This window comes from Undibacterium sp. SXout20W (genome assembly GCF_049340285.1).
Classification (GTDB): Bacteria; Pseudomonadota; Gammaproteobacteria; order Burkholderiales; family Burkholderiaceae_D; genus Undibacterium.
In genome coordinates this window covers 15,152-34,111 of record NZ_JBMPPH010000012.1, presented here as the reverse complement: position 1 = coordinate 34,111, position 18,960 = coordinate 15,152, and the positions used below count along the sequence as shown (strand labels likewise).

General features: G+C 45.2%; 19 protein-coding genes. 11 read left to right on the top strand and 8 right to left on the bottom strand.

The genetic code is table 11. The features are described from left to right. Positions 1-90: 90 nt before the first annotated feature. Entirely contained in the window at positions 91-1,035 is a 945-nt protein-coding gene (gene trxB, locus ACO0K1_RS08555) for a thioredoxin-disulfide reductase (RefSeq protein ID WP_423024690.1), read from the top strand. 22 nt (positions 1,036-1,057) lie between these two features. Next, positions 1,058-1,687, top strand: coding sequence for a Smr/MutS family protein (locus ACO0K1_RS08550; protein ID WP_423024688.1), 630 nt, complete (start codon positions 1,058-1,060; stop codon positions 1,685-1,687). Positions 1,688-1,794: 107 nt separating this feature from the next. Here the strand turns inward: ACO0K1_RS08550 and ACO0K1_RS08545 are convergent, their stop codons facing one another. Genes ACO0K1_RS08545 through ACO0K1_RS08535 form a run of 3 tightly spaced genes read right to left on the bottom strand, consistent with a single transcriptional unit; the run spans position 1,795 to position 4,935 of the window. Then, complete coding sequence (locus tag ACO0K1_RS08545; RefSeq protein WP_423024686.1) at positions 1,795-2,934, bottom strand: ABC transporter substrate-binding protein; 1,140 nt, start codon at positions 2,932-2,934, stop codon at positions 1,795-1,797. A gap of 33 nt (positions 2,935-2,967) precedes the next feature. Continuing rightward, complete coding sequence (locus tag ACO0K1_RS08540; RefSeq protein ID WP_423024805.1) at positions 2,968-3,306, bottom strand: P-II family nitrogen regulator; 339 nt, start codon at positions 3,304-3,306, stop codon at positions 2,968-2,970. 15 nt (positions 3,307-3,321) lie between these two features. Beyond that, the gene (locus ACO0K1_RS08535; RefSeq protein WP_423024684.1) at positions 3,322-4,935 is read right to left on the bottom strand and encodes an NAD+ synthase; all 1,614 of its coding nucleotides are present in this window, start codon (positions 4,933-4,935) and stop codon (positions 3,322-3,324) included. A 27-nt stretch (positions 4,936-4,962) separates the two neighbouring features. Here ACO0K1_RS08535 and ACO0K1_RS08530 point away from each other — a divergent pair, with 27 nt between their 5' ends. Then, positions 4,963-6,129 (top strand): GNAT family N-acetyltransferase, encoded by a 1,167-nt coding sequence (locus ACO0K1_RS08530; RefSeq protein WP_423024682.1) that lies wholly within the window; start codon positions 4,963-4,965, stop codon positions 6,127-6,129. Between the two features lie 71 nt (positions 6,130-6,200). Continuing rightward, positions 6,201-7,241, top strand: coding sequence for a serine/threonine protein kinase (locus tag ACO0K1_RS08525; RefSeq protein ID WP_423024680.1), 1,041 nt, complete (start codon positions 6,201-6,203; stop codon positions 7,239-7,241). A gap of 132 nt (positions 7,242-7,373) precedes the next feature. Here the strand turns inward: ACO0K1_RS08525 and ppa are convergent, their stop codons facing one another. From ppa to hemC, 5 genes are all read right to left on the bottom strand, one after another. Beyond that, positions 7,374-7,904 (bottom strand): inorganic diphosphatase, encoded by a 531-nt coding sequence (gene ppa, locus ACO0K1_RS08520; protein WP_423024678.1) that lies wholly within the window; start codon positions 7,902-7,904, stop codon positions 7,374-7,376. 223 nt (positions 7,905-8,127) lie between these two features. Then, the gene (locus ACO0K1_RS08515; protein WP_423024676.1) at positions 8,128-9,324 is read right to left on the bottom strand and encodes a heme biosynthesis protein HemY; all 1,197 of its coding nucleotides are present in this window, start codon (positions 9,322-9,324) and stop codon (positions 8,128-8,130) included. Positions 9,325-9,327: 3 nt separating this feature from the next. Then, complete coding sequence (locus ACO0K1_RS08510) at positions 9,328-10,506, bottom strand: uroporphyrinogen-III C-methyltransferase (RefSeq protein WP_423024674.1); 1,179 nt, start codon at positions 10,504-10,506, stop codon at positions 9,328-9,330. Next, positions 10,503-11,276 (bottom strand): uroporphyrinogen-III synthase, encoded by a 774-nt coding sequence (locus ACO0K1_RS08505; protein ID WP_423024672.1) that lies wholly within the window; start codon positions 11,274-11,276, stop codon positions 10,503-10,505. The genes ACO0K1_RS08510 and ACO0K1_RS08505 overlap by 4 nt, the downstream gene beginning before the upstream one ends. Positions 11,277-11,287: 11 nt before the next feature. Beyond that, entirely contained in the window at positions 11,288-12,235 is a 948-nt protein-coding gene (hemC, locus tag ACO0K1_RS08500) for a hydroxymethylbilane synthase (RefSeq protein ID WP_423024670.1), read from the bottom strand. 333 nt (positions 12,236-12,568) lie between these two features. Between hemC and trpS the strand changes: the two genes are divergently transcribed. From trpS to ACO0K1_RS08465, 7 genes are all read left to right on the top strand, one after another. Further along, a complete protein-coding gene (trpS, locus tag ACO0K1_RS08495) occupies positions 12,569-13,591 on the top strand; it encodes a tryptophan--tRNA ligase (RefSeq protein WP_423024668.1) in 1,023 nt (340 codons plus the stop codon). A 192-nt stretch (positions 13,592-13,783) separates the two neighbouring features. Further along, entirely contained in the window at positions 13,784-15,022 is a 1,239-nt protein-coding gene (locus tag ACO0K1_RS08490; RefSeq protein WP_423024666.1) for a winged helix-turn-helix domain-containing protein, read from the top strand. A 265-nt stretch (positions 15,023-15,287) separates the two neighbouring features. Then, a complete protein-coding gene (locus ACO0K1_RS08485; protein WP_423024664.1) occupies positions 15,288-15,734 on the top strand; it encodes a universal stress protein in 447 nt (148 codons plus the stop codon). A 117-nt stretch (positions 15,735-15,851) separates the two neighbouring features. Then, positions 15,852-16,493, top strand: a complete 642-nt coding sequence (locus ACO0K1_RS08480; RefSeq protein WP_423024662.1) for a response regulator — start codon at positions 15,852-15,854, stop codon at positions 16,491-16,493. Between the two features lie 158 nt (positions 16,494-16,651). Next, entirely contained in the window at positions 16,652-17,035 is a 384-nt protein-coding gene (locus ACO0K1_RS08475; RefSeq protein WP_423024660.1) for a response regulator, read from the top strand. A 32-nt stretch (positions 17,036-17,067) separates the two neighbouring features. After that, positions 17,068-17,952 (top strand): helix-turn-helix domain-containing protein, encoded by an 885-nt coding sequence (locus ACO0K1_RS08470; RefSeq protein WP_423024658.1) that lies wholly within the window; start codon positions 17,068-17,070, stop codon positions 17,950-17,952. A gap of 132 nt (positions 17,953-18,084) precedes the next feature. After that, positions 18,085-18,924, top strand: a complete 840-nt coding sequence (locus ACO0K1_RS08465; protein WP_423024656.1) for a universal stress protein — start codon at positions 18,085-18,087, stop codon at positions 18,922-18,924. Positions 18,925-18,960 lie beyond the last annotated feature (36 nt).

Genomic DNA, 18,960 nt, shown 5'->3' with positions numbered 1-18,960 from the left:
TAGACACCATCTGCAAGCGATTCTTAAAGTGCTTATCGGTGTTAAAAATGTCGATTTGCCTCCCGTTCAACTTTTTATGCAGGTCAACCTATGTCTACCTCCAAACATGCTCGCGTACTCATTCTTGGTTCTGGCCCCGCAGGCTACTCTGCAGCAATCTACGCTGCGCGCGCAAATCTCAATCCGGTTCTGATTACCGGTGTTGAACAAGGCGGTCAATTGATGACCACAACCGATGTAGAAAACTGGCCCGCAGATCCATTGGGTGTGAAAGGCCCAGAATTGATGCAACGTTTCCTGCAGCACGCAGAACGTTTCAATACGGAAATTATTTTTGATTATATCCACACGACCAAATTAGATGAAAAACCAATTCGTCTCATTGGCGACCAAGGTGAATATACCTGTGACTCGTTGATTATTGCTACTGGCGCGTCTGCGCAATATCTCGGACTGCCATCTGAGCAAGCGTTCATGGGCAAGGGCGTCTCGGCTTGTGCTACTTGCGACGGCTTTTTCTATCGCGGTAAAGAAGTTGCGGTGGTCGGCGGTGGCAACACCGCAGTTGAGGAAGCATTGTACTTGTCCAATATTGCCAGCAAGGTTACTGTGATCCATCGCCGCGACAAATTCCGCGCCGAAGCAATCCTGATTGACAGATTGATGGCTAAAGTCGCCGAAGGCAAGGTAGAAATCAAATGGAACCACACACTCGACGAAGTGACCGGTGACAATTCTGGTGTAACAGGCATCAACATTAAGTCAGACGACGGTGTGGTGACGCCAATTTCTTTACACGGTGTGTTTATTGCGATTGGTCATAAGCCTAACACCAGCATTTTTGAAGGCCAGTTGACCATGCACAATGGCTATATCAAAACTCGCACTGGCACTGAAGGCATGTCAACTGCCACCAGCGTACCTGGCGTCTTTGCAGCTGGTGACGTGCAAGATCACGTCTACCGTCAAGCGATTACTAGTGCCGGTACCGGCTGCATGGCTGCCTTGGATGCACAACGTTACCTTGAAGAATAATTCTGGCCTGACGATGTCTTCAATGAAAAATTTTGCTGACCTCAAATCGTTGGGGCAGCAATTAAAAAAGCAGCAAGAACAGCAGCAACGCGAACAAGCTGAACGCCTGGAACGAGAGAGAAAAGCAGCAGTAGAAGCCAATATCTTTCGCTCCAGCATAGGCGACATTGCGCCGATTAAAAGCGCCAGCAAACATCAAACCATTCCTGCGCGCCCAGAACCAATTCCATTTCAACACCTTGCAGATGAAAAATCTGCGTTGCAAGAATCACTGTCAGACGAATTCGATGCTGATTCTTTGTTAGAAACGGATGGCGACCTCAGTTACACACGCATCGGTGTCGGTGCAGATGTGGTGCGCAAACTCCGAAAAGGACACTGGGTTATTCAGGCACAGCTTGATTTGCATGGCATGCGGCGCGATCAGGCTCGGGATAGTCTTGGCGAATTTCTCAGAAAGTGCGAGCGTAATGGAGTTCGCTGCGTACGGATCATTCATGGCAAAGGTCTGGGCTCAATCAATAAAGAACCCGTCTTAAAACAGAAAGTGCGAAATTGGCTAATTCAAAAAGATGAAGTGCTCGCATTTAGCCAGGCTACTGCTGCGGATGGCGGTTCTGGCGCTTTAATTGTTTTACTCAAAGCTTCCTGACTTTTAACACATTCGAAGGCCGATATTACTACCGGACAACAACGAAAAATTCCTATTTGTGTTTGAAAAGTTGACGTTCAATTCGGTTTTGTTCAGATCGATTTCGCTCAGTCTTTAAACTTTCCGTCCTTACTGATCATCGTCATATCAATATATTTTGATCCATTATGATTGGATGGTGAAAAATTAACATCAAATCCGCCGCCATCATAATTTTGCATATTGATCGTTTCCAGCGCGGCGATAAATCGCTCTCTGGTTAAATTTTGGCCGGCCCTACGCAATCCTTCAACAAAAATTCTGGCATCAATATACCCCTCAAGACTAGAGAAGTTTAAGTCTTTGATCCCCGCTTTTTTCATGACTTTAATGTATTCACCCACGATCGGCGAATTAGCACTCGACCATGGAAACGGCATGACTTGGGAGATCACTACACCCGAACCTTCAGAGGCAAGCGCATCAGATAGGGCCTGACTACCAACGAAAGAAAGATTATAAAACTGACCGTTATAGCCACGACGATGCATTGCCTTGATGAACGCAGCACATGATGAATAAGCGCTGATTTGAATAATAACTTCCGGTTTTTTTGCCATCATTCGGTCGACGGCCTTATTTACATCAATGCTATTACGCTCGACGGTTGCGGTCTCAATAATAGGTAAATTGAGCTTTTTTAAAGCGCGCTCAACACCAACAAGACCTGCCTTACCGTAAGCATCATTCTGATAAAACACACCAATACTTTTCTGCCCAGTATTGACCAGACGATCGACCAGATGCTCAGTTTCATCGTTGTAACCGGCACGTACATTAAAGATCAGTTTATTGAATGGCTCTCTTAAACTTTGCGCACCGCTAAACGGTGCAAAAAAAGGGACTTTAGCTTTAGTAAAAATTGGCAAGGCGGCATTACTGGTAGGCGTACCAACATAAGCAAACAAGGCAAATACATTTTCCGACTCGATCAAAAGTCTGGTATTCACAGCCGCAAGGTCAGCCTCGTATTTGTCATCGTGCTGGACAATTTCTATTTTCCGTCCAAACACACCACCAATCGCATTGACATGATCAAAATAGGCTTTAGCACCAAGGTTCAGTTGAATACCCAGCTGCGCCGCCGGCCCGGAAAAAGCGGCCGACTGTCCAATCAAAATTTTATGTTCTGAAACACCATTTTCCGCACTAGCGATAGGCGATATTAACGAGAACAGAATAACTAAAAACCTGATCAGAAAGCCCATATTGGCCTTTTCAAAAAGCACTATTAACTGTCACTAGACTGCTTCAGAACCAGTCTCTCCAGTGCGGATACGAATCACCTGCTCTACGTTTTGTACAAATATTTTTCCATCACCAATTTTGCCAGTGTGCGCCGCTTTGATAATCGCATCCACTACATGATCACAGATATTATCGTCGACGACTACTTCCACTTTGATTTTTGGTAAAAAATCGACGACATATTCTGCGCCGCGGTAGAGCTCGGTATGTCCTTTTTGACGACCAAAACCCTTCACCTCGGTCACCGTCAGACCCGTTACATTGACGTCTGCCAACGCCTCTCTGACTTCATCTAACTTGAATGGCTTAATTACCGCTGTAATTTGTTTCATCATCTTCTCCCTCATTTAATCTCTAAATTTCGATGTCACTGGATAACGCCAGTCACGACCGAAAGCCCTATGCGTAATGCGAATACCAATCGGTGCCTGACGTCGTTTGTATTCGTTAATTTTAATCAAACGCGTAATTCTTTCAACATCCTCTTCACTGTAACCTGCCGCGACGATGTCGGCACGAGATTTATTTTCTTCCATGTACAGCTGCATGATGGCATCCAAAATCTCATATGGTGGCAAGGAATCCTGATCCTTCTGATCTGGTCGAAGCTCTGCAGACGGTGCCCGCGTCAATATACGGTCAGGAATCACATCAGAAATACTGTTTCGATAGGCACATAAGCGATACACCAGCGTTTTTGCAATATCTTTGATAACGGCAAAACCACCCGCCATATCGCCATACAAAGTGCAGTAACCGACTGCCATCTCACTCTTATTGCCAGTCGTTAAGACAATGGACCCATACTTATTTGACATAGCCATTAAGAGCGTCCCGCGAATCCGCGCCTGAATATTTTCTTCAGTTGTGTCTTCTTTTAAGCCCGCAAACTCATTGCTTAAGGTAGCACGGAAAGCATCGAAACAGGCTGCAATGGATAACTCATCGTAGCGAACGCCGATTCTCTGCACCATATCGCGTGAATCAAACAAGGAAATATCGGCAGTATAAGGGGATGGCATCATCACCGCACGCACCTTATCAGCACCCAAGGCATCGACTGCAATCGCCAGTGTTAATGCTGAATCAACGCCACCCGACAATCCCAGCAATACACCAGGAAACCCATTTTTAGTCACATAATCACGAACGCCTAATACCAACGCCTGATAAATCTGTGCCTCAATTGATTCAGTAGGAACAACCTTGCCTGGCTGCGGCTGCGCGCCTTCGAACTCAATGAGTTGCAGGTCAGTCTCACAGTGCTTGAGTTGTGCAACCAGGGCGCCATTTGTATCCAGCACAAAAGAATTGCCATCGAAAATCAATTCATCCTGGCCACCGACAAGATTCGCATACACCAATGACATGCCAGCTGAAGTGACATTATCACGCATAACCTCGATGCGTTGATGCTGCTTGCGCATGTGAAATGGCGAGCCGTTTGGTACCAATAAAACTTGAGCGCCAGCATTTTTCGCTGCTAGTGGAGCCTCTTTAAACCAGGTGTCTTCACAAATATTCACACCAAAACTCACACCTTTTACGTTAAAAACTACTGGTGTCGACGAAGCAGAAAAATAACGTACCTCATCAAATACCATGTCGTTAGGCAAGTTATGCTTAAAATAGCTGGCAATAATCTTGCCATTCACGATCACAGAAACCGCATTGAACCGCCTTCCATCTGTCTCGGCCGGGTGCCCAACCAATACATACACCTCCGGGAAAACCGCCAACTGCACAGCAAGTTGATTTAAGGCATACTGTGTCTTGTCGTAAAAAGCCTGACGTAGCAATAAATCTTCAGGTGAGTAACCAACCAATGACAACTCTGGAGTAACGACTATATCAGCACCTTGCGCGGCGGCTTTGCTGACGTAGTCAAAAATTTGTGCTGCGTTTCCGGTCAGGTCCCCAACCGAACTATTCATCTGGGCGATGGCAACTTTAATGGTCATAATCGTGCAATCTGAATTGAATCAAAAATGGAATTAACATCTATCAAGCAGCATTATCGCATGGCTATCATCAGTTCTCTTTCTGAGATTGGGCGGGAACAATGGGAAAATTTACTTAATTCACTAGAACATCGCAATCCATTTCTGTCTTATACCTTCCTGAACGCCTTGCACGAAACTGGTTGTGCCTCAAAAATCAGCGGCTGGCAACCATGCTATATCACTCTTTGGGATGATTCGACGCTAGTAGGTGCCTATCCTCTCTACCAAAAAATGCATTCCTATGGCGAGTATGTGTTTGATTGGGCATGGGCTGAAGCCTATCAGCGCTATGGGTTTTCTTACTATCCAAAGTTACTCTCGGCGATTCCATTTACACCGGTCACAGGGTGCCGTGCGATAGCAAACGACATAAATATTCAACGGCTGATGATTAATATTCTGAAAGAAATGACGGTAACAGAGGATTTTTCCTCAAATCACACGCTATTTCTTCCGGAAGATGATGTTGCACTCTATGAGGATGCTGGCTTTTTAATGCGTACAGGAGTGCAATTCCATTGGGAAAATCAAAATTATCGAGATTTTGAAGATTTCTTAGCGACGCTTTCAGCCAAAAAAAGCAAAAATATCCGCGCCGAACGACGCAAGGTGCGCGAGCAAGGTATCACCTTTAGCCACATTTCTGGCAGCGATGCAGATGAAAATATCTGGCGTTTCTTTACGGAATGCTATGACTTGACTTACGCCAACCATCATTCGTCGCCCTATTTAAGTCTCGAATTCTTTCTCAAAATCGGCAAAGAAATGCCGGATAACATTTCTCTGATTATTGCCTACAAAGAGGGCAAAAAAATTGCGGCGTCACTTCTCATTCATGACGAAGAAAGGCTATATGGCAGATATTGGGGTTGCATACAATCATTTCCTTGTCTACATTTTGAAACTGCCTATTACCAGGCCATAGAACTTTGCATACAGAAGAAAATTAAACTATTTGAAGGTGGCGCCCAAGGTGAGCACAAAATGGCCCGAGGATTTTTACCAAAAAAAACCTGGTCTGCGCATTTGTTAGCGCGCCCTGAATTTAGCGATGCAGTTGCCCTCTATCTCCAAAGAGAAACGAACGGCATTGAGTTATACATCGATGAATTACATCAACATACGCCTTATAAAAGTGATCAAAAAAAGTGATCCCATAAAAAAAGCATAACAAAAGAGGACGTTTACTTGAAATTTAGCAATGTTCAAGGCATTCTTCTGAAATGCAAAATAATACAAACAAAGCGACCACTCCTCTTCCGCCTAGCCCAATAAACAAGCGGATCGGTCGTTTTTACATCACTGAGAAACTGGGTGTAGGCTCGAACGGCACGGTGTTCCGTGGCCATGATCCAGTGATCGACCGCGATGTCGCCGTCAAAATTCTCAACTCCAGCCCTAATGCAGGTGATAAGAAGCAAAGAGAACAGCAATTCATCAACGAAGCTCGCGCCGCAGGACGACTCTCGCACCCAAGCATTGTCACTATCTATGATGCATCCAGCGAAGGTGGAACGACTTTTATTGCCATGGAATTTCTACCTGGCCAGGATTTACGACAACTGCTTGCCTCAGGTAAAAGTTTTGACATTATTGAAACGGCGACCATTATTCAGAAAATTGCTGATGCATTGACGGTCGCTCATACCAATGGCGTGATTCATCGTGATATTAAACCAGGAAATATTTTCATTCTGCCGAATAATCACCCAAAAGTAGTTGATTTTGGCATTGCTCGTGCGCCCAATCGATTGATAGACGAAAATCGTCCAAATGACGTGACGTTGTTCAACAATAATGTTCTTGGAACGCCAAACTACATGTCTCCAGAACAAGCATTGGGCAAGCAGGTGAACGCGCTGACTGACGTATATTCTCTTGGTGCAGTTATGTATGAAATGCTAACTCTCAATAAGCCATTTCAAAGCAATGTCATTGACAAATTATTACATCATATTGCGCACAAATCACCAAAATCGCCGTCTGAGGTACTCCCATCTATACCCGAGTCACTATCCAAAATTGTGATGAAAGCAATGCAAAAAGACTTAACTTTGCGCTATCAAAGTACAGAGGAAATGTCACAAGCACTGTATCGTTTTTTGGAGAGAGACAAAAAACTCAAGCAAAAAGGAGGCAGGAGCAAGTCGTCTACCGAGGGCGTAAAAAAACAAAAAGAAGGCGTAAATTCACTGCTTTTATTAAGCAGTATTGCCGTAATTGTTGCCATCGGGGCTCTTATAGCGTCCAAATTTTTACATTGATTTCAAAAATTCAATTACAGGCTCACAGGCTCAGAAATTTGCACGCTTTTGCGCTAATTTCATCGTTAATGGCTACAAAAAACGCGATCCCAGGATCGCGTTTTTTATTTTGAAGCTAATGAAAAGCCAGTATTACAGTTTTTTAAAGTTCTCAATACCGTCGAGAATTTCTTTTTTCGCTTCGTCTGGACCACCCCAGCCTTCAACTTTAACCCATTTACCTTTTTCCAAATCTTTGTAGTGCTCAAAGAAATGTTGAATTTGGCGCAAGCGCAACTCATTCATATCTTCGGGCTTTTGCCAGTGTGTATAAATTGGCAAAATTTTATCAACAGGAACTGCCAATACCTTGGCATCTTCACCGCCTTCATCCGTCATTTTCAAAACACCAATTGGACGGCAACGAACAACAACACCAGGAATCAATGGAAATGGGGTAATAACCAAAACGTCCACTGGATCACCATCACCCGCGATCGTTTGCGGCACATAGCCGTAGTTGCACGGATAATGCATGGCAGTACCCATGAAACGATCAACGAAAATCGCGCCAGATTCTTTGTCCACTTCATATTTGATCGGATCAGCGTTCATAGGAATTTCAATAACGACATTGAAATCATTTGGCACATCACGACCTGCGGAAACGTTATTCAAGCTCATGTCACTCTTTCTCAGTAAATATCACTCAGTAAATAGATTGGTACTCATTTTTCTCAGGCGAGATTATATCGACTTTCAGGGTCGAATTGTGCATTGCAATACTGGAACTTTAAAGTAGGGAACTTACGCTAACCTTGCCAGGAATAGCTATCTCGATAAAAAATTAACAGCGCCAGTGTCTGGGTTTAACCGATGACACTGGATGTTATACTGCCGGTTCACTTTAGAGTGTTGTGGCAATCGCACATTGGCGATAATGATAGGCAGCTTCGTCAAGCTGGCCGATAGCTTCGTGCAATTGTGCCAGTTTTAAGTTCGCTTCGCGCACGGTAATTGCTGAAATAGCATCAGATAATGCTTGCTCCATATGCCTTTGCGCTTTCCCCCATAACTTTTGACGCAAACATAAAACACCTAAAGTCAAAGCAAGTTCAGGGTCAGTGGGATGCTCCAGAGTCCATTTTTCGCAATGATCAATTTGCGACAATAACGCCGCAGAGCCTTCGATGGCCGCAGCATCACGATAAGCCCGCAGAAGCCGCTCATCCCATTCTTCTTGCAGGGCTTTTTCAACGATCACACGGGCGTCATCAAACAAACCCCGTGCATTAAACGCATTAGCGGCCTGATAGGCAACGAAGGCAGATTTTCTGTCATTTGCCGGGATTTCATACCAGACGCGACGGATTGACTCTGCGTCGTGACCATGATTTTTCAGCAAATCTTCATACGCCAATTCTTTCAACCGGAGTGACAATGCCGGATGCAGCGCATGATGTTTATCTAAGGTTCGAACTAATTTCAGTACTTCAGGCCATTTGCGCGCTTGTTGATTAGCCTTCAGTGCCCAACGTAACACCTGGATATGCCGACTGCCGTTCAAATGTAATTCCCGAACAGCTTCTAGTGCTTTTTCTGACTTGTGCTGATCCACAAGCAATTCAGTTGATGTGACGAGTCGCGCGACTTTGTAAGCTTGATCTTGCTCGATACCCGCCAGCCATGCGTCGCGGCGATCAAACTGACTCATATGGTGTGCCGCACGAGCCCCAATTAAGGCCGCCACACCCGCATTGTCGGACAACTCAGTAGCACGAATAGCAGCTTTTTCGGCGTAGCCGAATCGTCCCTCAAACAAGGTTTTAACTGCTTCTCGCAGTGCTTTATTACCGTCACGCTCACGTTTACCTTGACGGTATGCAGCCACTTTTTTAGGCATTTTTCTGGCCGTAACAATCGCTCCCATCGTCAAATATATCAACGCAAAAGCGACGACCAGTAAAAACAAAAACAAATTCAACGATAAATCTATCCTGTATGGTGGATAGAAAAGAACCACGTTTCCTGGATTAAAACGTGCGCCAATCGCGAGACCAACAGCAAGCGCGAAGAGGATCAGAAGCCGGATAAAAATTCGCATACACTAAGGCTTCACTTTGTAGTTACGTACCGCATTCAAACTCCCGGATAAGTTCGGCATTTCAATGGACAAATTGCTGCTTTGAACCTGCACCAATAATGCCTGTACAGTTTGAGTCTGCTTCGCTCGCGTATCAAAATATTTTGCAACAGCATCTTGTGAAGCATTGATATCGCTCCGAAATACGGCTTCGTTTCTCGACAGCAAGGCTAAGCGAGCATTCAATAAACGTAATTTGAGGTTTTCGCGGGCGAAATACGACTGCGTAGGTGCTAATAGCAGAGCGTCTGGCGTATCGACACTGCGGATACGAACCAATTGTTTGACCTCACCCCACATTTCGCTAGAAAAACTTTGCCAAACGTCTTGCAGGCGCATACTCCAGGTGACATCGCTTTCGTCCTCCACCGCTTTGGACTCGGACTTGCCTGTTTTTTGAGATGCTTGCTTATTTTGAGTTTTTGGCAGTACGCGTAACGGTGCTTTCGGCGGCGTCGCTGTCACTACCGATTTTTCATCAACCCACAATGGCATCCGATCCACCTGTGCGATCACGCTATCGAGCCGAAGCGCAATACCCGGCAAATCAAGCGCCGGCAAAGACTTCAGCTTTTCAATATCCTTGGCAATCGCACGGCGAATGACAATAAATTGTGGTTTATCAGACTTCGCCAGGCGACCATCCGCATTTTGCAAAGCAATCAAGGCACCTGGAACGTTCCCCGCAAGTTGTAATTGCTGGCTGGCAGTTGACAACACTTCTTCAATTTCCGCCAAAGCCCACTCATCACGATTTCTAGACAAATCCTGGTACAGCTGTTCCAACGCCAATTGCTGGCTTTGCGCTTCAGACTGTTTGCCTTCCAATAAAATCACTTTTGTTTGAATTTCTTTGGCAGTGTCCTGGACATTTTTGGCTAATATTTTTGTTTCGCTACTTGTGGTATCCGCAGATAACAAACGCCGCGCTACTTCCTCACGGAGGGCGCTGATCTGGTTTTGAGAGGACCACCAGTTTGCGGCCAGGAGCACAGCCAAAACGCCGGAGAGCAGATAGGCTGGCTGAGTCCAGTTATTTTCCTTCACCACGACTTGTACAGGCGCCCCTGTCACCTGTACTTGCGGCTGATCAGAGTTCGATGTTGGCGACGATGCGCCCGAATTTATTTGCTGTTCATTCATACGTGTGATTGTAACGCGACCAGCACCGATTCGTCGCCAGATGCTGTTAATGTGATGAAATGAAACCCCATGCGTTGCGCTGTCTCTGCGATACGCGCATGGGGAACGATAATAACTTGATGTTGCATTTTTGCCACGAAGTCATTTGAGTTTAGCCTTTCGACCCATCCCATCAGTGTTCGCAACGCCTCAGAACTTGTAATTATCCATACATGTTCCGATGCCAGCAAACTTGTGAGTTGCTCCTGCTTCCGACAATTCAGATCAGGCGCCGAGCGTCTGTAAGCTGTAAGCAGTTGAACTTTGGCACCAGCCTTTTGCAAGGTATCCGATAAAAATTCCCGCCCACTATCTCCGCGCACAACAAGTACCCTCTTATCAGCCAAAGAAGCTAAATCAAGCACCTCAAGTAAGGTTTCTGAATCTGTTTTCAGCTCATTGGCTGGACTAATAATCTTTGCTGTCAGGTTCGTCAAACCAAATTTCCCCAGCGCCCGCTTACTACCCTCACCCATCACTGCTATTGGCAACTGACTTGGCCACACGCCAACATGGGGCATAAAGGCATCGATCGCATTAGGACTAATAAAGACAACTAAAGAATACTGACTTAATTCGCATATTTTTTGTTGTAACTCCGTTTGATCATCGAGTGCATGAATATCGATCAACGGGAAAATGATCGCTTCGGCATTCAAAGGCCGCATTTTCTCAGCAAATTCAAGCGCTTGCGCCAACGGCCGGGTAATAATCACCTTTTTGAGTGACATCTGCTACTCGATCAGTCCGCCGACTGCGCTTTACAGACGGCTAAAATTTCTTCCGCATCCTGCGCAGAAAGTAACTCTGTAATTTTATGTGCCAACGCAATACCTTCGTCCGATGCACCAACCAGCTCCGCCTTTGCTAATCGCAGTCCATCTGGCGTTGCTACCATGGCGCGCAAATGCATTTCGGCACCATCAACCTGCGCAAATGCGGCCAATGGAATTTGGCAACTTCCGCCAAATGCTTTTGAAATTGCCCGTTCAGCGTGCACGGCCTGCGATGTTGCCAAATGATTCAATGGCGCTAACCAAGCAGCGAGTTCAGGTCGATTGCTTGGAATTTCAATTGCCATGGCACCCTGCCCGGCCGCTGGCAAACTGTCCTCAGGTGGCAGAAAAGCGCGAATACGTTGGGGCAAACCCAGACGCTTCAAACCTGCTGCAGCCAAAATAATCGCAGCATATTCACCTTCATCCAATTTACGTAGACGTGTATCAAGATTGCCACGCAAAGGCTTAATCACTAAATGCGGGAAGCGCGCAGAAATTAACGCTTGTCTGCGCAAACTGCTAGTGCCGACGATAGCGCCTTCTGGCAAACTAGCTAAAGAATCGTAGAGATTAGAAACAAAAGCATCGCGGGGATCTTCACGCTCCATCACTGCAGCCAGCGCAAAACCGTCAGGCAAATCCATAGGAACATCTTTAAGCGAGTGCACAGCAAGGTCTGCGACACCATCCGCCATGGCAACCTCTAACTCTTTAACGAATAGACCTTTCCCCCCCACTTTTGATAAGGCGCGATCCAGAATCTGGTCACCTCGGGTAGTCATTCCTAAAATCTCTACAACACAATCAGGGTACAAACTGACAAGTCGATCACGAACGTGCTCTGCCTGCCACATCGCTAAACGACTCTCGCGGGAGGCTATAACTAATTTTTTCGGGGAAAAAGCGGTCAAGATCTTGATCTTTCTTTTACGTAAACGGTAATTCAACGCAGGGTAATGCAGATTTCTCTAATTTTACCATTGCAGACTCATGAGTCTGAAGGCAAGACACTGTAAAATCCACAGAGTTTTTGACAAATCTCCTCAAACTTGACACATATTCTTGAGTAACGGCATCATAGTGTCTAAATTAGACGCAGATTTTAAAGATGCCGCCAAAAATTGAGCGGCTTTTTTTACGCAAAATACGGTAATGACCCCAAGACAGTAACCCGAAATTCACGACTTAAGTACCTGTTCGGTCAGTCTTAAGGACGTTTTAAGCACGAAAGTGATGGAATACCTATGCAAGCAAGTACCTCTGAAAATAAAAACCACCTGATCTTGACTGGTGACCGCCCGACCGGGCCACTTCATTTAGGTCATTTTGTCGGCAGTTTGCGCAATCGCGTCAAATACCAGCATCAATATGCGCAGTACATCATGCTGGCTGATGCACAAGCTTTAACTGACAATATGGATGACCCGGCAAAAGTTCACAATAACGTGCTGGAAGTAGCTTTAGATTATTTAGCAGTTGGAATCGACCCTGCAAAGTCAACGATTTTCATTCAATCGCAAATTCCTGAGTTGACCGAACTGACCTTCTACTATCTGAACCTGGTGTCAGTGGCACGTCTTGAACGCAATCCAACGATCAAACAAGAAATCATTTTGAGAAACTTTGAACGGGATATTCCTGCAGGTTTTCTGACGTACCCCGTCAGTCAGGCAGCCGATATCACTGCTTTCAAAGCTAGCCTGGTGCCAGTCGGAGAAGACCAGATTCCGATGATAGAACAAACGAATGAGATCGTTCGTCGCTTTAATCGCCTCGTCAACAAGGATATTCTGGTCGAATGTCAGGCACTCGTACCAGAGATCGGCCGACTCCCGGGCATTGATGGAAAAGCAAAAATGAGTAAATCCTTAGGTAACACAATAAACCTGGGTGCCAGCCCCGCTGAAATCAAAGCCGCGGTGCGCAACGTCTACACCGATCCGCTGCATTTACGCGTTGCAGACCCTGGCCATCTTGAAGGTAACGTAGCTTTTATTTACCTCGACGCTTTTGATGACGACAAAGAAAGTCTTCAGGCGATGAAAGATCATTATGTACGCGGAGGGCTTGGTGACAGCATTGTCAAGGCAAGATTGGAAGGCGTATTACAAGATCTGATTGCTCCCATACGTGAACGTCGCGAAGAGTTTGCAAAAGACCGAGGTCAAGTCTTACAGATGCTCAAGGATGGCACTCGTAAAGCACGTGAGATTGCGGCGCAAACAACGGATGAAGTAAAAGCTGCAATCGGTTTGAAGCACTTTTAAGCAGACATCGCAAGCATAAAATAAGTTGACTTTCGCCTCAAACGAACGAAATTTGGTATCGTTTGAGGCTCCTACTTTATGATTATTTTTTGACTGCTTTTTTAGTCGATTTATGAATTAAATTTATTAATTAATTTATTGATTTATTGATTTATCCCTTCTTTTGCCATCCATATCAACGAGGGACATGGTATGAAGCATTTGGATTACCATCTTAGCCTACCAGCTGCCCGAGCATTGCATTTACATGCACAACAATTGCTTGGTGCGACACCCAAAAGAGCAAACAAACAAGACGTTTTGAGCTGCATCCACAAAATGCACGCACTTCAAATCGACACCATTAATGTAGTCGTGCGTAGCCCCTACCTGGTGCTGTGGAGTCGATTAGGTGATTATCAGTCAGTATGGCTCGATGAACTATTGGCGGAAGGCAAATTATTTGAATATTGGTCGCACGAAGCCTGTTTTTTACCTATTGAAGATTATGGGCATTACCGTCGCCAGATGTTGAATCCAGAAAATTTAGGCTGGAAATTCAATCACAAGTGGCTGGCCTCGCATCGGGATGAAATCCAGGAACTACACGAGCATATTGTCAAAACCGGCGCAGTGCGTTCCATCGATTTTGAGCGCCAAGAAAGCCAAGAAGGTGAGCGTAAAGGATGGTGGGGCTGGAAACCAGAAAAACGCTCTTTAGAAGTCTTATTTACGAGTGGCAAGCTCATGGTCGCAAGACGCCAGCATTTCCAGCGATTTTACGATCTGACAGAACGGGTACATCCAACATGGGATGATGCTCTTCACCTACCAGAATCTCAGGAAAGTGAACGCCATAAAGTTTTAAGTGCAGTCAAAGCGCTAGGGATCGCAAAAGCGAGCTGGGTCGCGGATTATTTTCGAATGAAAAAAATATCCAATGCTTGTACTCCAGAGACGTTGGCACATCAAGGTCAATTAATCAAAGCAAGAATTCAAGGCTGGGAGCAAGATCTGTACGTGCATCCCGACCACCTGGCCGCCTTAGAACTTGCGGTCGACAACAAGCTAAAGTCCAGCAACGTACGCCTTTTATCACCTTTCGATCCCGTCGTTTGGGACAGAAAACGTGCCTCAGAGTTATTTAACTTCGACTATCGCTTAGAGTGCTACACACCAGCAGAAAAACGCCAATACGGCTACTTTTGCCTACCAATTCTGCGAGATGGAAAATTGATAGGCAGAGTCGATGCGAAGGCACATCGACAAACAAAAATCCTGGAAATAAAATCCCTGTTTCTGGAACAAGAAACACGCATCAGTGCCACTCTGCTGCAAGACCTGGCTAACATCTTTATCAAATTCGGTACCTGGCATCAATGCGATGGCATTCAGATCACCACGGCACCAACAAATGCGATTAAAAAGCAGTTAATTGCCTTGTGCAACTAGCTCACTCGAAGCTCTGATTAACGATTCAACACTGCCATCTATCCGTTACGAGTTGGCTGTAATCGTGGATTTTACCTGGACTTCATGCATTCGCCCCAGGACTAAGAAGCCGTATCCACGGCAATGTCGCGTTAGACTTTCACCGCGTCAGACAAAGCAATGATGAAGCGCCATATGAAGGAAAATTTGTTCTTTATCAAATAGATACTAAGCTCAATAGCGCATGATGACCTCATCAAATCTCCATCTCTTGAAAGGACATTGTATGTACACTAAAGTTCTCCTACCTACCGATGGCTCAGAACTCGCTAACGCCACTATTCATGCCGGCATTGAATTTGCCAGACAAATCGATGCCAAAGTCGTAGCCGTATTTGTTGCCAGCAACTACCAATATCCAATTTATATCGATATCATTCCACCGAATACGCCAACAGAAGAAGAATATCAGGCTGCGATGCGTAGTTTCGGTGCAAGCTATCTTGAAACCGCACAAACAGCGGCAAGTCAGGCAGGAGTCAGCTTTGAAGGAATTGTGCAATTCAACGATTCAGCCGCAAAAGAAATTGTCTATACTGCACAACAATACGGTTGCGACTTGATTTTTATGGGCTCGCATGGCCGTAGCGGTGTTGGTAATTTATTACTAGGAAGCACGACAACCAAAGTCCTATCTTTATGCAATATTCCTGTTTTAGTACATAGAACCTAGAATCATTGAAAAATGACTTTTTTCCTAGATACAACATCTTTGAACGTGGTAGTACAGTACAATAGTGATTGACCTTGCAACTTTTTTTGCAATGCAATTTTACTCTGCACCAATTCAATGATCCGTATTCTGATTGCCGATGACCATACCATCATGCGTGAAGGCTTAAAGCGCATTCTCGATGGAAACGACGACATTCAAGTCGTCGCAGAAGCAGTTGATGGCTTTGATACGCTTGAGAAGGTAAGGAATGTCAGTTTTGACGTCTTACTGATGGATCTGTCCATGCCCGGACGCAGCGGCGTGGATTTGATTCGACAAATCAAAGATGAGTTTCCTAAACTGCCAATTCTGATCTTAACCATGCACGAAGAAGAGCAATATGCGGTTCGTGCTATTCGTGCTGGTGCTCGTGGCTACTTAACCAAAGAAAGTGCGGGGACGCAGTTAGTGACTGCTTTACGCAAAGTCGCGTCGGGTCGCCCTTATATTAGTATCGAGGTCGCTGAACAATTGGCGATGAATGCAATGCCTGCAGATGACACCTTGCCTCACATTAATTTATCAGATCGCGAATTCGAGGTATTTACGCATTTAGTCAAAGGTAAAACTATTACCGAAATTGGCGACATACTGCATCTCAGTGTAAAAACGGTCAGCACCCACAAAATGCGCATTATGCAGAAAATGAGCATGAATAACATGTCCGATCTGGTGCAGTACGCTGTTGCGCACCACCTGCTTACACCTAACGCATAAGCAATTTTTTCCAGCGCCCCCCTCTTCTTGTAGGAAAACTCCTACATCATCGTCAGTTAATCCGATAGATCAAATCAGCATTGCCTGATTTAAATCAATGCATGAAATAACGATAATGAACACAAGCAAACAAAGCGGTGTTCATCATCCTACGCATCATGAATTTATTTATTGTCGAAGACTCAGTACTGATTCAGAACCGGTTGATCCGGTTCGTTGAAGAAGTACCTGGAATCCATGTCATCGGCGTCTCGGGTGATGTAGACACTGCTTTTGACAAAGTACTCAATACCGAAACGGATGCCATCATTCTCGACCTTCAATTAGGCAATGGTAATGGCTTGCAATTATTAAAAAGCATCAAGCAACAAAAACCTTCTGTAAAAATCGTCGTACTTACGAATCATTCCACTGAAGACAATCGCCAACATGCCATGCGTGCTGGTGCCGATGGTTTTCTGGACAAATCGACTGATTTTGAGCGGATTCCCGATTTTTTGCATCGTTGGCAAGCACCGAATTTCCCAAATCACCTCAATTAACATTTTATATATCTTACTCCCCGGAGACTGACATGACTACAGCAGTGCTTTCAAACCGCCAATCAAGCCTGAGCACACCAGTAAACAAAGCTCTTTTATCCGCAAACAGCAATGAAGCAGGATGGCGTTGTCACGGTAATTTGTGGTCTAACCTGCGCGAAGTTTGTGATTTATTGCATATTCCGGCACCTGCCAGTTCATCTGACGAAGAAATCCTGTTTCAGCATGTGCGCTTCAAAGCAGGTCAGCGCGTGCATACGATAGGTCAAAGCTTTGATACCTTATACATCGTCAATTCAGGTTTTTTGAAAACAGTTCTGATCGACGAATATGGCAACGAGCAAGTCTTAAGCTTCCCGATGAAAGGTGATTTGCTTGGCATTGATGGCATTCACACACAACACCATGCATCTGAGGCTGTCGCCTTGTCTGATTGCGATGTTATTTTGTTGCCATATAAAGCGTTTACAGCATTGGGTCATACTTACGCTGAATTGGAGCACGCCATGTTTAGCGTAATGAGCCGCGAACTGGTGCGTGAACAGTTAATGATCGGCATGTTAAGCGCCTTAAGTGCTGAAGCCAAAGTAGCCCGCTTTTTGACAAATTTGGGAGATCGCTTCAGTCAATTAGGTTACTCTGGTCGCTCTTTCAACCTGCGTATGACACGCCACGAAATTGGCAGCTATCTTGGCTTGACTCTGGAAACTGTGAGCCGCACGTTATCTGCATTTAATGAAATGGGCTTAATCAGTGTAGAACAACGTGAAATTTGTTTGCTCGATACGGCAACACTCAAAACTTTGCGCCGTTTGCCACCGGCTAAAACACGCAGCAAAGTCAGTGAAAAAGTTTCTGTCCTGGTTGGCAAAAAATTATTGCCACAATGGAGTACAGAATCAGCAGTAGCAGCATAAATGAACTAAGCTAAACATCAGATTCAAAACGTACTGAAGTTTCGTCTTTATATTCATAATAATTTGCAGGGTAATCCAGCTAACGAACAATTACTTTTAGCTGATCCCTGCGGCAAACCCAGGAGCCATGTCATGTCATATAAAACAATACTTGTCCATGTGGATGAATCTGACCGTTCTAGTTTAAGGGTCAAATTTGCGGCTGAAATCGCCCGTAGCGAAGAAGCGCATCTGATCGGCACCGCCGTTACTGGCGTTTCGCGCTTCATTTATCAAGATGGAAATATTAGCGCCAGTGATCCAAATTTGACTATTCACTTGAACTTTCTCAGAGAACGCGCAGAAAAAGCGGTCGATGAATTCAATAAAATTGTCGATCATATCGGCGTCCCTTCCTTCGAATCATCGATTGCAAATGATGAAGCAGGTGGTGGCATTGGCTTGCAAGCACGTTATAGCGATCTGGTGATTGTCGGCCAAACCAACCGAGATGAACCATCACCATCGGTCTTGCCCGATTTCCCTGAGTATATTGTGATGAACTCAGGTCGCCCGGCCTTAATCATTCCTTATGCAGGCGATTTTCACTCGGTCGCAAAACGTCCATTGATCTCCTGGGACGCCAGCAGAGAGGCGACAAGAGCCGTCACAGATGCAATTCCTTTGCTCAAAAAAGCAGATTTGGTGCAGGTAGCAATTTTCAATACGAAATCGACGCCTGATGCTCACGGCGAACAACCTGGTGCAGATATTGCCCTTTATCTGGCAAGACATGGCATCCGCGTTGAAGTGTCAGTGCATAAAACATCGACGGATATCGGGAATGCGCTTCTTTCATTAGCACACGACCTTGATAGCGACATGATCGTCATGGGCGGCTATGGCCATTCCCGCTTCAGAGAAATGATTATGGGCGGCGTAACCAGAACCATACTTGAAAGTATGACCGTGCCAGTCTTCATGTCACATTAATTCTGTCGAACTGATTTCCGACCTATTTCCAACATA